The sequence below is a fragment of the Vampirovibrio sp. genome (assembly GCF_041737375.1).
Classification (GTDB): Bacteria; Cyanobacteriota; Vampirovibrionia; order Vampirovibrionales; family Vampirovibrionaceae; genus Vampirovibrio.
Window position 1 is genome coordinate 23,706 of the sequence record NZ_JBGSRV010000021.1, and the last position, 14,392, is coordinate 38,097.

Sequence of the window (14,392 nt, forward strand, 5' to 3'; positions counted from 1 at the left end):
GCCGGTTCTGTGCGGGATCAGTGTTGATACTAGATAAATCATCTGTATGAAGCATTACTATTAAAATGGAAGTCAGGGCTGAACCTATGTTAAAGTAAAGAGAGAAGCGGGCTATCGTGAGGTTTCTTATGCGTTCAGGTGTTCATTCATCCGCCCCGGATCCCTACTTTGAAGATCATCGGGCTGAAACCGCCTACATACACGAGTCTTCCTATATTGACACTCCCTGCCGCATTGGCGAGCATACCGCCATTCTGCATTTCACCCATGTAATGGCGCATGCCATTATTGGCGATCATTGCCTGATTGGGCGCAACGTTAGCATTGCTTCCGGGGTTTTGGTGGGCGATAAGGTGCGAGTCATGCACAACGCCCAGCTCAACAGCGGGGTGATTCTGGAAAATGAGGTTTACTGCGGCCCTTGCGTGGTTTTTGCCGAAAATCGTTATATCCGTGCTCAGCCCAATAGCGTATCTCGCATTAGCCCTACCCTGGTTCGGTGGGGGGCGCAACTTGGGCCTAACAGTACGGTGGCATCCGGTTCCACCATTGGGCGTTACGCCTTTATTGAGGCTGGAACAATTGTGGATAGAAATATTCCCGATTTTGCGGTAGTGTATGGCAATCCACTCAGACTTGCCGGTTGGCGCTGCGAATGCGGACAATCCCTGCGGCTTTCCCCCAGCGGAAACGAAACCCAGGAAGTGATTTGCGCTTATTGCAACCGACAATACCAACGGCAGTCCCAATGGAAAGTTTTGCAGTTGACCCAGAGGGACCCCAGTCTTGATTCCCATTCTGAATTTGACCCGACAGTACGAACAGCTCAAGGACAAGATTGATCAGGCCCTGATTCGGGTTGCCGCCTCCGGCCATTATATTTTGGGTCCTGAGGTGAGCGAATTTGAACGGGAAATGGCCAGCTATTTAAACGTAAAGCACGTCATTGGTTGCGCCAATGGCACCGATGCCCTTTATTTGGCATTAAAAGCCCTTAAAATCGGGGCTGGCCACGAAGTAATCACCTCCCCCTTCAGTTATATGGCCACTTCAGAATCCATTGCCAGAGCTGGGGCCAAGCCGGTGTTTGTGGATATTGAGCCAGATACCATGAACTTTGATGTTCAAAAACTGGAAGCGGCCATTACCCCACATACCAAAGCCATTTTGCCGGTGCATATTTTTGGTCAGGCGGTCAATATGGATGCCGTTAATCGTCTGGCCGAGAGCCATCACTTGTCTGTGATTGAGGATTGCGCTCAAGCCATTGGGTCTGAATACAAGGCCCAAAAGGTAGGGGGCCTGGGTGACATTGGTTGCTTCAGCTTTTTCCCCTCCAAAAACCTGGGAGCCTTTGGCGATGGCGGCATGTGCACCACCAATCAGGATGATTTGGCTGAACGCTTGCGGATGCTGCGGGTGCATGGCAGCCGGAAACGCTACTATCACGAGGAGCCGGGTTTAAACAGTCGTCTGGATGAAATTCAGGCCGCCATTTTGCGGATTAAGCTTCCCCATATCGATGAATGGAACCACGCTCGCCAAGCGGTGGCCAATCATTACGATGCCCTGTTAAAACCGTTGGCGGATGTGTTGCAAACCCCGTACCGTAGCCCGGACAGTCAGCATGTGTTCCATCAGTACACCATTCAGTTAAAAGGCCCCAATCCCGCTCAGCTACGGGCTACCCTGCAACAACAATTGCAGGAAGCCCAGGTGCAAAGCATGATTTACTACCCGGTGCCTTTGTACGCCCAACAAACCCACGCCGATTTAAACCTCAACAAAGTGGATTATCCCGTTTGTGAAGCGGTGAGCGATCGGGTGTTGTCGTTGCCCATGTTCCCGGAACTTCGACTGGATGAGCAGGAGCAAGTGGTCAATACCTTGGCCCAAGCCCTCAAAGGCACTCCCATTCACGCTTGAAGATAACCCGGTTTTCGGTATTAAACCGGATTGAACTATTAAAAAAGACAGCGTTTATAGCTGTCTTTTTTACTGGATTGAAACAAAACATTGAAATGAAGCAATAGTGCCTGGCCTGAGTGGAAGGCTTTGCTTATCGTTCAAAAGGTAGTTTTAACAAGGCTGCGGCCCGAGCGGACTGATTGCTCAGTCGTTCCCCGCCTGTGGCTTCTCTGGAATGACCGGCGGTGGAACCTGATGAGGATGACGGGCTGTGATTGCCGTTGGCGATGAACCGCAAATCCAGCTCTTGCCCGTCTTTGGTGGCTAAAATCAATGATTCTTCCACGTCATCCCGTTCCGCTTCTTCGGCGGTGGCGGCCATGGGCTCTCGCTCGTGACTGACTTCGTGGGGTAATTCCTCTTCTGGAAGCACCACCTCTTCATCATACTCACTAGGGATAGCCACGGTCAGCGGAGTGGCCTCTTCCAGCTGGCGCTCCATCTGGCGAAGCTCCTGCACCCGTTCATTCAAACGGCGAATGGCATGCTCAATGGCACTGAGAATAATGGGGTTGACGATTTTTTGACGCAGTTCCAGCAACAGATCTCGGGCCCGTTCCGAACCACCCACCTGCCCAATGCTGCGTACACAGGCCCACACAAAAACCGGCATATTTTCCCAATCGGCATTTTGCAGGGATTCCAGCAATATGGCTTCCGTTTGCCAGCCCCGCCGTTTGCCCAAGGCTCGCACCACGGCCAGTTTGACATCTTCAGACGGCTCACGCCTGAGGGCATGCACCAACGCCGCAAAGGCCTTGGCATCTTCCATATGACTGAGGGAGTCAGCGGCCAAGGCTCGCAAAGCGCTGTCTTTATCGCCCTGTAAAATTTTGACCATGATATCAATGGCTTCCGGCCCCGGATAGCGCTGCAACCCAATGCAGGCGTAACGCCGAATTTCGGGAACCACATCGTTCAAAGCGTCCATTAAGCTGCTGAACACATAAGGGGAATCGGTTTCCATGTCCGCAAGATTTTTAATGGCCGTCAATCGAACGTCATCACAAGCGTCAGACATGCCTTTTACAAACACGCTCACCAAATCCATATGCCACCGATAACGGGAAAGCGTACTGTAAACCTGCGAGCGTACCGCTTCGCATTCATCATCAATGGCCTGAATCATAACCTCTACAATTTGGCTGGCCAGATGGGCATCCGGGTGTTTTTGAGAAATTAAAGCCAGGTTGTGGGCGGCGTATTCCCGCACCATACTGTTGTCATCACGCATGGCGGCAAACAGGCTTTCACGGGCTTTTTGAGAGTCAATCAAGGCCATATTATTCAGGGCGGTTACTCGCACCACCGCTTTGTCGTCGTGCATAAATTCCAGAAAAACATCTTCCAGAAAAGCCACAATTTCAGGGTTGCCCATGGCATTGCCCAGCGCAATGACCTCCATGGTTTTTTCCCGATCGAGATCCCCCGATTTGACTGAAAGCGGAATCACTTTTTTCAGGTACATCAGCTTCTCATCGGTGGAAATATCGGTTTCAATGGCCTGAGTTTGTTCCATCAAAAAGTTCAAAATAAAACGACTCTGGATGGCGTAATGGGGATCTTTTCCACTGCCTGAGCTTTGTTGCTGGTCTGGCTTTTTGGACACCTGACGAATCACATCGTGACGGAACAGGGCGCGCAACACCTCAAACACATACCCATCCGTAAAACCCTGCGAGGCGCTGATTTCTTTAATGGCCTGATTGGCGGAAAAGCTTTCTTCCCCAAACTGCTTGATCAGCGAGGCGATTACTTTATAAAGAGACTCTTCATCGTTTAAGAAGGTGAGTTTGAGGCGGGTAAAACTCAATTCAAACAGGCTGCTAATGGTATCAAGGCCCAGCTTTTCAAAGAAGTCCAAATCCACATGCTTGATGCGGTTGCCTTCTACCCGTTCTTTCAGATAGCTTAAAATTTTGAGATGCCAGAATGGGTTGCCACGGCTGAGCCGCATAATTTGCTGGTTAACCTCTTCATCCAAATCCACGCCCATTTCTTTCAGGGGAGTCCGAATGAGTTTGCGGCAAGCGCTTTCGTTCAAGGCATCCAGTAACAGTTTGGTTCTAAAGTGGTTATAAAGTGCGCCGCCCAAGGTGTAGCTTTCCCCTTCGGTGCGGGCGGCCATAACCACCATAAAATGATAGTTTTTTTGCTCGGTGATATGAAAAATCAGCTCGGTAAAAAACTCTTTTAACTCAGTTTGGCGGGGTTTGTCCTGAATACGATCCCATTCATCCACCACCAGCAACAAACCGCTGTCAATATTTTCCAGGGTGGCGTTAATGAAGTTAAACAGGCTCATCAAGTGTTTGATCAACGGATCTTTAATGGGCTTGGCTGGCGTTTCAATGCGAGTATGGCTGTAATTGCCGGTGCTGCCCGAGTAATGCTTCTGCTGTACCACGGCTGGGGGCATAAAATCCGCCGCATCCAGGGGACGCACGGTTTCATCCACAATCACGTTCAGTTCATGTTCAATGGTGGCATTGGCCGATTTTACGGGCCTTGGGGTGGAAATCACACCTTCGCTCAAGCCGTTTTCATCCAGCGGCGCAAAAGGTTCCTTGTTGCCAGCCGGATGATCATAGCGGTGCGGCTGTGCGGCCGGGTTCTCTTCCAGAAGGCTTGAATAGGTCTGCTCCGGGGCCAGGGCGCATTGTTGCTCTCGCAAAACTTCTGCCAGTCGCAGCGCTTCCTGTAAAGGGGGGCTCATGGGATTGAGCAGGGAGGTGGCCACCATCACCCATGGATTGACAATCAAATCAACCAGTTTCTGGATGCTTTCATTGACCGAGAGTTTCAGTTTTTTGACCGCAGGCACCTGACTTCGGATGGCTTTTACCAGTTGCTCCTGACTAACGGCCCCTTTTCCCCCGATAGATTCCTGTAATTTTACCAGGGCAATGGCTCGTACCAAGTCCTGCCGTTCCCAGCGCAAATCCAGCTCCTGAGTAATTTCATTCACGGCCACCAGGGCATCGTCCAAAATGCTGTTGGCTTCATCCTGCAGCTTTTCGATCAGGGTGACATACACTTCTTCCGGGGAGGCGTAGGTCATTTTGCCCAGATTTAGCACCCGGCAATAAACGCCTTCCTGAACCAGCCCCATAAAGGTTTCCAGCAGCGCGGTTTTTCCAATGCCAGCGTCACCTGTGATGAGGGCGGCCTTAGGTTGCCCGGTTTTAGCCAGGTTTAGCAACTTGAGAAGTTGGCGTAGTTCAGTTTTTCGTCCCTGGATGGCTACATTTTCAAGAAGGTAGATTTCCCGGGTCGGGGCGTCATAGAGAGAATTTACGGTAGTCAAAGATAGCTCCCACTCAGCTCGTCGCGGATAAAACGATTGGAGATCTGTATTATATAATAAAATGGTATTCAAAAGTGGCTGTCCGGGTGGAAGCTGAGATGAAGATCCTCTGAAAGCCCGATGAGAAACCCTGTTTTTGAATGGGTGGTTTGGGTGTAGCAAAGGATCGGGCTGACCCAAAGCGCATGGTTTCACTAGGCCACCCTACAACCCTCTATGATTCCCCCCTTGATTGGAAAGACGTTATCCATGTTAAATAGCAGAGGTTCTATCATGAAAATTCAGGCCAGTCTCTGGATTGTGACCGCCGTACTGGTGCTTGCAGCCGGACTCGTTTACGCCTTGTCCATCACACCGTCTCCTTCCCTTGCTGTAAACAACCCAACGCTTTTAAACGAGCCTGCCACATCGGGTCCTGCCTTGGCGGAAAAACCGCTGGAATCTCTATCACCAGTACTCACTCAAACGGATGCCTTTGAGTTTCTGGATCCGGTGCCGGTGGGCAAAAAAGCGCCTGACTTTACCGCAAAAACCGCCGATGGAAAAATGATTCGGCTGGCTGATTTTAAAAACAAGAAAAATCTGGTGCTGGTTTTTTATCAAGGTAGTTTTTGCAGTGTTTGCGCCCAGCAATTGGCCAACCTTCAGGAAAATCGTACCCATTTTAACGCTCAGGATGCCGAAATTATCGCAGTCAGCGCCGATGATACCGCTCATTCCTTGAATAGCGTGGGCGAGCTTGGGCTGAGCTTTAAGGTTGTTCCTGATTTTGAGAAAAAGCTGATTAAATCCTTTGGCGTGGCCAATATCAGCAAAAAAAATATCGCCTGGCCTTCCCTGTTTGTAGTGGATAAAAAAGGAATGGTGCGGCTGAGTTTTGCCAACCGGGATGGCCAGCGTTTGCACAGTCAGGATATTTTACCGATACTGGCCAGAATTACCGGTAAGCCAGCGCCTCATTTAAATTACGAATAACAACAGCCCACCCCCTTTGGGCACATTTTTGAAAACCGTTCTGGCGAGCTTAGCGCCAGAACGGTTTTTAAATTCAGGGCTTTCTCAATTTAAGTTTGTTATGGGGGGTAATCACTGTATTTTCCTGAATGGGTTCCGAGGGCATACTGGTGATTGTTTTGGCCTGCTCAATCATTTCCACGTAGTGGCGGGATGTTTTTTTCAATCGCAGGTTCAAGCCTTCAAAAATAGATTGGGTCGCCACGCTGAGGGTTTCAAACATGGTGAGTAGTTCGGTTTGAGAGTACACTTCCACCATCACTTCGCTACTGACCGCAATCACGGTGGCAGACCGTGTTTTTTGGGCGTCAAACAGATACATTTCCCCAAAAATTTCGCCATTGCCCAGTTTGGCAATGGGCACCAGTTGGCCACTTTCGTTATTTTTACAAATCAGCACCTCACCCCTTAAAATTTTAAAGCTGCGATCCCCCTCACTGCCTTCCTTAATAATGGTTTGGCCTTTAACAAATTGTTGTATGGGTCGTGATGCCATTCTGGTTTTCCTTTAGCGCTGCGCTGTTGCTTTTTAAACAGGCTCTTGGGTGTGGGTAGACACAGGAAATAACCCTATAAAAGGGTTGAGGACAATTTTATCTTTTTTTACATTATAGCCTTATCTATTATTAGCGTGTTTGCCGTATTTAATAATGTTACCGAGTTGCCAACCATTTGAATGGCCCGAAATTCCGCAGCGCTGTTTTTATGCCCAAAAAAGAAGTCTCACAAAGGGTGTGAGACTTCTTGGCAGGTTGAGATTGATAATGAGGATTGGCTTTAGCGCTGGGCTCTCACAACAAAATCCAGGTGATCCGGGCCTTCATACAGGGCCTTGGGGCGAATCAAACGGTTGTTGTCCAGTTGCTCAATCATATGGGCGGTCCAGCCAGAGACTCTGGCCAGGGCGAAAATAGGGGTGTAAATTTCAATGGGTAAACCCATCAGGTAATAAATATAAGAGGTGGGGAAATCCACGTTAGGCACAATATTTTTTTCACGATGCATCACAGATTCTACAATAGAGGCCGTTTTGTACCATTGGGTATCGCCCAGTTTCTCGCTCATTTCCGCGCCCATTTCGGTCAGAATAAAAGCTCGGGGATCACCGTTTTTGTATTCCCGGTGACCAAAACCCATAATTTTTTTCTTGGTGGCCAGGGCGTCAATCACCCAGGCTTCGGCGTTTTCAGGGGTGCCGACTTCTTGCAGCATTTTCATGGCCTCTTCATTAGCCCCGCCGTGAAGGGGACCCTTTAAAGTCCCAATGGCCGCCACCAGACCCGAATAAATATCTGACAAGGTGGAAACCGTGACCCGGCTGGAAAAAGTAGAGGCGTTAAAGCCGTGATCGGCATAACAAATCAGGGAGCAATCAAAGACATGCGCCATATAGGCATCCGGCTTTTTGCCTTGCAACATATACAGGAAATTTTCCCCGTGGCCCAGGCCATTGTCCGGTTTTACGATCTCTTGGCCCCGGTTGATGCGATAGCTGTAAGCAATCAGCGCCGGGAATTTGGCGATGGAACGAATGGCCTTACGCACATTGGCGTCATGGCTGTTGTCATCTTTGTCGGGATCGTGCAAGGCCAGCAAAGCGGTGCCAGTTCGCAACATATCCATGGGTACACTGTTTTTGGGGAAGGTTTTAAAGGCGTCCACCAATACGTCGGGTAAATCTCTTTCCTGCTTCAGGAGGGCGCAAAATTCGTCATATTCGCCCTGAGTAGGTAGTTTGCCTTTCAGCAACAAATAAGCCACTTCCTCAAAGCTGGAATGCTTGACCAATTCGCGAATATCGTAGCCACGATACATTAAACTGCACAAGTCCGGATTGACGTGAGAAATGGTGGTGGTTCCGGCAATAATGCCTTCAAGCCCTGGACTGTACTCTGCCGTTTTCATGCTTGTCCCCTTATAACCAGATGACTTTTAAAATGCTTGTGTGGATCTTACTACAATTACTCTAATGATGAGGTCACCCACACGGCTGAATTCTCAATGATTGGAAGGCTTGTTGATGGTTCCCGTTGAAAATTGGGTGGCCAGCGTCTGATCAAGCTTCTCGTAGTCCTGGTAGTGAATCAGCCGGTATAAATCCTGCCGGGATGTCATCTGCGACAGCAGGCCGGATTGGGTACCTTCCTCCCGTAGCAGGCGCATGCCATCCTCTACCGCCTTCATCATAATGCGAAAGGCCGTCATTGGAAAGATGACAATTGTATAGCCAATGGCCTCAAATTGAGAAAGGCTGAGGTAGGGGGTCTTTCCAAACTCAGTCATATTGGCCAGCAGGGGGGCTTTTACCTGTTTGGCAAATTCGGCGAATTCTTCCGGGGTATTCAGCGCCTCGGGAAAAATCATGTCCGCCCCAGCCTCCAGATAGGCGTTGGCCCGCTTCACGGCGTCATCAAACCCATGCACCGCTTTGGAATCCACTCGGGCAATCAGCAGAAAGTCCGGGTTGATACGGGCTTGGCAGGCGGCGGCAATTTTTTCCCGCATGTGTTCAATGGAAATGACCTGTTTGCCGTCCAGATGCCCGCAACGTTTGGGCATGACCTGATCTTCAATATGCAGACCACTCAGCCCTTGCCGCTCGTAATCCTGCACGGTGCGAAATACGTTAATGGCTTCCCCATACCCGTTATCGGCGTCCGCAATGGCTGGAATGTTGGCCGATCGAGCGATATAGCCTGCCTGGGTGGCCATTTCGGTAGCGGTCATAAACCCGATGTCCGGGTAGCCGCCCACCCCATTGGCAATGCTGGCTCCGGATACATACATAGCCGAAAATCCAACATCTTCAATAATTTTAGCGGAAATGGCGTTGAATGCCCCCGGCATGGCAATGGTGCCCTGCTTCATCAACGCTCGCAAGCTGGCGGGCTTGTTGGGTTGTGGATTCAGCAGGGCTTCGCTCATGGTGGTTTCCTTTTTTAACAAGAATTAGAACTTATTTTCCGGCGGCCATGCCATCGGCAAACAGGGCCATAATCTCTGAAATATCGTTGCAGTTTTCCAAGTCCCATAGCGCTTTCAAAATCCGTTCCACATGATGCTCGCTCATCCAGCGCATGGCCAACGGCTTGAATTTTTTCTCAATGTCCACATCATTCATGGGGTTGCGGTTGTGGCCCAGCGGGTAAGATACCTTTTTGCTGTACTCCTGCCCATCGGTGGTTTTAATCACCAGCAGGTTGGGAATGCCTTCGGGGTAACCGGCGCTCATTTCAGCGTTGCGATTTACTTTTACCTTTTGAATCAGCGCCCGCAGTTTGGGCTCCTGAATGCGGGCATCGGAGAAGGTATCCAGGGTGATATCACCATCGATCAAGGCAGCGGAAACACAGTAAGGCATGCTGTGATCTGCGGTTTCCCGGCTTTTAGGTGCCCAATGCTCTACAAATCCGGCAATAATATCCACCGCCGCATCAAAGCTCTCAATGGTTATGGACTCGATTTTTTGATCAATATTGTCAGCCCCAATCTGTTCCCGAAGCTCTAAAGCGGCCTCAATGGCGCTTTGAGAGTGGTATTCAGCGGGGAAGTGCTTGACATAGGTCTGGTTGATCATAAAATGGAGATTGCCATTTTCACCGCCCATATCCGCCAGTTCAAAGGGGCCTGATACCTGCGCCCAGAAGCCCATTTCTCCTTCAAAAATTTCGGAAGGGCCGGTCATGCCATATTTGGCCAGGGTGGCGGCAAATACGGCGTTGCGGGAAGCATTGGCAAAGGCGCAGCCTTTCCAGTGGGACAGTTCGCCCACTCGGGTTTGCCGCATGGCGTTGTTGGGGGTGGCGGCCAGTCCTTGCACATGCACCAGTTGCTCTTTGCTCAGCCCGTAAAGTTTTCCGGCGGCTAATCCAGCGGAAAACGAGCCATAGGTAACATGATCCCAACCCTTGGCCCGAATGCTGGCAGCATCGCATAGGCGACATTGGATTTCATAGGCCAGCACGATGGCTGTAATAATATCTTTCCCGCTTTTTTTCTCGGCTTCCGCCACGGCCAGAACGGCGGCAATGTTGTCACTGGGGTGGGCGGGCTCTTTGGAAAGGTAAGTGTCATTAAAATCCAGATAGCGCATCATGACCCCATTGGCAAAGGCGGCCTGATCTGGTGAGGTTTTGTGGTGGGTGGTCAGCACGGTAGCCCCGTGTGGATTGCTGGATAGCTCAGCCACTTTGCGGGCAATCTGGGCCGGTTCCGAGTCATAGGCCCCCAGGGCGCAACCCAGGGCATCAATCACTCGACGCTTGGCCTCTAGTACCGCCTCATCCGGCAATTTCTCAAAACTCAGGTTACTGGCATAATCCGCCAAGCGATGGGCTAATAATGGTTGCTTTAATGGTGTGCTGCTCACAGGGCGCTCTCTCTCAAAAAAACGATAAAATTCTAAAACTGATGGCGATTTCTCAAAATCCGCCGCTCATAAAAATCCGGCAGTCTGGCCAGCCCAAAGTGTCTAATCGAAAATGGCGTTTGACCAGCTCCCCTTTTGTTATTGTACTCCGATTTTTTTCAAAACCAAATCAGGTAACCGATTGTAATGCCTGTGTGCGTTGTGCGGCTCGGGTTGTTGGCATCTGGAGTGGAAACAGGTAAGATCAACGTCTACGACATTTGGTATTCACAGGTTTCGTTTGTTTGGGTGGCCCCGGCAAATTCAGGGCCAAATTCAGGGGCAAATTCACGGGATTGATGAGGAGATGGTGTTTTGGAATCCGCAAACCCTACCGCACGTTTGCCCAATCGCTCGCCCAAAGATGGCACCATACGAGGACAAGGCATTCAGTCTCCCACAGCAGGCTTTCACTTGCACGGGTTGCCCGCTTACGACCTGATTGTTATTGGGGGCGGCATTAACGGCACCGGCATTGCCAGAGAGGCCGCCTTAAGAGGGCTGCAAGTTCTGTTGCTGGAAAAAAATGATTTCGGCTCCGGCACTTCTGCTTATTCCAGCCGTTTGATTCATGGCGGCTTGCGCTACTTGGCCAATCTGGAGCTGGATTTGGTGTATGAATCTCTGGCCGAGCGGGCGTTGCTGCTGAAAAACGCGCCTCATCTGGTGCGCCCCATGGCCATGGGCTTACCCGTGCATCGGGGCAATCGCATGCCGATTTTTATGATTGGATTGGGGTTACTGTTGTACGATGTGTTGTCTTGCCTGAAAACCCTGCCCTGGCATCGGGTTTATGGCCCCCAAAGCTTTTTGGGCCGCTATCCGCAAGTGAATCCCCACGGGCTGCGAGGGGGGGCGGTTTACTATGACGCTCAGGTTGATTTCCCCGAGCTGATTTGCGTGGAAAACGCCATGGCCGCCAAAGAAACCGGAAACGCCTCCGTGTTGAATCATGCCGTAGTCACCGGGATTTTCACCCAGAAAAACCGGATGGGTGGGGTGTATTTTCAGGATACGTTGTCCGGGCAAACGTATGTGGCATCGGCCAAATGTGTGATTAATGCCGCTGGTCCCTGGCTGGATCAGGTGATTGGACTGGTGTCTGAAACACCGGTGGGAGGGGCTGCCCCGGTGTTGCGGCTGGGCGGCACCAAGGGCAGTCATATTGTGGTGCGCCGCTTTAATCAAGCCCCGGAAACAGCGCTGTACGTGGAGGCCAAATCCGATGGGCGGCCTTTTTTTATTATTCCGTGGCGAGAGGATTTTTATTTAATTGGCACCACCGATATTCCCTTTGCGGGGGATCTGGATCAGGTTTCAGCCAACCCCGATGAAGTGGCCTATCTGCTTTCAGAAACCAATCAGGTATTACCTCAGGCCAACCTGACCCCGGCGGATGTTTTGTACACCTATGCGGGCGTTCGGCCTTTACCGGCAGGCAAGCACCAGCGCACCGGTAAAATCTCTCGCAAGCACTGGATTGAGCATCATGCCGAGGACAAACGGTACCCCTTACCGGGGCTAGTGTCCGTGATTGGGGGCAAGCTAACCACTTACCGCAACCTTTCAAAAGTCACGGTCGATGAGGTGGTGAAAGCCTATCAGTTGGCCCTGAGGAATAGCAGGCACGTTCCCGCCAGTGGCAGTCGTAATTTGCCGTTGCCGGGTGGGAAAGGCATTTCCAGTATTGAAGCCTATAAACAATTACAGATGCCTCAGGCCGTCCAAAGATTCCAGGTTGATGCCACGGTGGTTTCTCATTGCATTGATTTATACGGCAGTCGTTTTGAGCAGGTTTTGGCCTTAACCGAAGAAAATCTCAACTGGCGGCAACCGGTGGCCGAACGACAACATGATATTCTGGCTCAGGTCATTTATGCGGTTCGGGCCCAAATGGCCTTAACCGTATCCGATGTGATGTTGCGTCGTATTGGATGCGGGCTGGATGCGGATGCTGGCTTTAACGCCCTGGAACCGGTGGCCCGTTGCATGGGCGCTGAGTTGGGATGGGACGAGTCGAAGATTCAGCAGGAAATGGCAATCTATCGCCACTTCATACAGGCTCGCCATTTAAACTTCCGGGAAATTCCCGCACCCGTTTGATAATAGGGTTATGGTTTGCTTTTCAGGCAAAGGGGCCATCATGCTTCAGCATAACGGCCCCTTGCGTTTGAATTGAACCCTCGAAAAGACTGTTATTTGAACTTGTCCATAATGGCGCGAATGGACTCGTCTGAAGTGTCCGGCTCGCCGGGTGATTGCACGGTGATGTGACTGGAGCGCCGCCTGGGCGCTGGCTGGGTCATCCGGGTTTCTGGGGCGGGGGCGGCTGGTTTGTAGCTAACTGGAATCAGGTTATCTGAGCTATTTGACGGCATTGTTTTTGTGGCTGGCATGGCGGTACTCGGCAATAATTCGCCGGATGGTCTGGGGGCCGATTTTGCCATGCTCTTGTTCTCCAGAGGATCAAAACTGTGGCTGGTACCGCTCAGGGCATGGGGTTTTTGCATGGCCGGAAGGGCATTGGGTGGGTTATGATCGGAAAAGGATACTGGCAGGATATTGCGATCGGTGTTGTTTTTAGACAAGGTGGCCGGGGTCATTCCCGAGCCATCGTAAGCCGGTATGTTTCTGGCAACTTCGGCATCTTCTTTCACAATATGGGGGGTAATCAGCAACACCAGTTCAGTGCGGGTTTTGTTGAGCGTTGAGTTTCTGGCCAGTGCGCCCAAAATGGGCAGTCTGGCCAAAGCGGGGTTTTCAAACACGGCTGACTTGTTGGTATTTTGGACCAATCCGCCCAAAACAAAGGTTTCGCCATCCTGTAGCTGCACGTTTTGAGTGAGTACTTCCCGTTTGGAAAGCAGGGTAATGATGCCACCCAGCCCGCTTTTCGTATCAGAAACTGTGCTGACAATGGGGCGAACCCGCAATGAAACCGTGTTATTGGCCCCAATTTTCGGCAGTAGGTTCAATACAATACCCGCTTCCCCAATGTTAATGGTGGCCGTGGGAGCGGTTAACGCGCTTTGGGTCAAGGTCACGGATCGGATAATTTCATCCACAATGCTCACCACTGCTTCGTTGTCGCTGCTGGTGATGACCGTTGGGTTGGCCAGCATTTTGGCTTTATTCTGGCTGATGAGCGCGTTCAGCTGATAATAAAAATTTCGATTGCGGCTAATGGGGCTGGTGGTCCATTGAAACAAGTTTTCCATGGGGCTATTGGTGCTGGTATTAATGCCCACGCTGCTGTTGTTATTAGCTCCCAGTTTAAATCCACCGTTGTTATAGCCAAAGTTAAAGCCCAGTTCTTTTTGACCGGTTTCGTTAATCTCAATCAGCGAGGTTTCCAGAACCACTTGCGGTACTTTACGGTCCAGGCTAGGGATCATGGCTTCCGCCATGGCAATTTGATCGGCGGTTCCCATCAGGGTTAGGGTATTGAGTCGGGTATCCGGCAAAATAATGGGCCCGGTGGATGAGAGTGAAACCATTTGAGCGGCCTTGATATGGGTTCGCAAGGTCATGCTGTTACTCAGGCTAGCGCTTTGACCGCCCCCCCCACCGCCACCGCTTTGCGATGCTTGGGTGGAACCTGCGCCATCCTGTACGTTATCGGCCACTACTCGCACCTGGCTAGGCATCATTCCTACCGCGCCACCGGCCGCACCACCGCCAGCCCCGCCACCGGC

10 protein-coding genes are annotated in these 14,392 nt (G+C 51.0%); 4 read left to right on the forward strand and 6 right to left on the reverse strand.

Features of this window, described 5'->3' with window-relative positions; translation table 11 throughout:
- Positions 1–128: 128 nt before the first annotated feature.
- Both ACEW81_RS13700 and ACEW81_RS13705 read left to right on the forward strand, forming a co-directional pair.
- A complete protein-coding gene (locus ACEW81_RS13700) occupies positions 129–842 on the forward strand; it encodes an acyltransferase (RefSeq protein ID WP_373533564.1) in 714 nt (237 codons plus the stop codon).
- Positions 787–1,926 carry a DegT/DnrJ/EryC1/StrS family aminotransferase gene (locus ACEW81_RS13705; RefSeq protein ID WP_373533565.1) on the forward strand — a complete coding sequence of 380 codons (1,140 nt, stop codon included), beginning with the start codon at positions 787–789 and terminating at the stop codon, positions 1,924–1,926. Before ACEW81_RS13700 ends, ACEW81_RS13705 begins: the two co-directional genes overlap by 56 nt.
- Positions 1,927–2,059: 133 nt before the next feature.
- Here ACEW81_RS13705 and ACEW81_RS13710 read toward each other — a convergent pair whose 3' ends face one another.
- Positions 2,060–5,275, reverse strand: a complete 3,216-nt coding sequence (locus tag ACEW81_RS13710) for a HEAT repeat domain-containing protein (RefSeq protein ID WP_373533566.1) — start codon at positions 5,273–5,275, stop codon at positions 2,060–2,062.
- Between the two features lie 249 nt (positions 5,276–5,524).
- On the opposite strand from ACEW81_RS13710, the gene ACEW81_RS13715 reads away from it, so the two are divergent.
- On the forward strand, positions 5,525–6,250 hold the full coding sequence (locus ACEW81_RS13715) for a peroxiredoxin family protein (protein ID WP_373533567.1): 726 nt from the start codon (positions 5,525–5,527) through the stop codon (positions 6,248–6,250).
- Between the two features lie 73 nt (positions 6,251–6,323).
- Here ACEW81_RS13715 and ACEW81_RS13720 read toward each other — a convergent pair whose 3' ends face one another.
- The 4 genes from ACEW81_RS13720 to ACEW81_RS13735 form a co-directional block, all read right to left on the reverse strand.
- Positions 6,324–6,785, reverse strand: a complete 462-nt coding sequence (locus tag ACEW81_RS13720) for a cyclic nucleotide-binding domain-containing protein (RefSeq protein ID WP_373533568.1) — start codon at positions 6,783–6,785, stop codon at positions 6,324–6,326.
- A 281-nt stretch (positions 6,786–7,066) separates the two neighbouring features.
- Positions 7,067–8,194 carry a citrate/2-methylcitrate synthase gene (locus tag ACEW81_RS13725; RefSeq protein WP_373533569.1) on the reverse strand — a complete coding sequence of 376 codons (1,128 nt, stop codon included), beginning with the start codon at positions 8,192–8,194 and terminating at the stop codon, positions 7,067–7,069.
- 93 nt (positions 8,195–8,287) lie between these two features.
- Positions 8,288–9,214, reverse strand: a complete 927-nt coding sequence (gene prpB / locus ACEW81_RS13730; protein ID WP_373533570.1) for a methylisocitrate lyase — start codon at positions 9,212–9,214, stop codon at positions 8,288–8,290.
- Between the two features lie 31 nt (positions 9,215–9,245).
- Entirely contained in the window at positions 9,246–10,658 is a 1,413-nt protein-coding gene (locus ACEW81_RS13735; protein ID WP_373533571.1) for an MmgE/PrpD family protein, read from the reverse strand.
- Positions 10,659–11,012: 354 nt separating this feature from the next.
- Here ACEW81_RS13735 and ACEW81_RS13740 point away from each other — a divergent pair, with 354 nt between their 5' ends.
- Complete coding sequence (locus ACEW81_RS13740; RefSeq protein ID WP_373533572.1) at positions 11,013–12,800, forward strand: glycerol-3-phosphate dehydrogenase/oxidase; 1,788 nt, start codon at positions 11,013–11,015, stop codon at positions 12,798–12,800.
- Between the two features lie 92 nt (positions 12,801–12,892).
- Here the strand turns inward: ACEW81_RS13740 and ACEW81_RS13745 are convergent.
- Positions 12,893–14,392, reverse strand: a 1,500-nt coding sequence (locus tag ACEW81_RS13745; protein ID WP_373533573.1) for a type II secretion system protein GspD, incomplete at its 5' end; no start/stop codon positions are given.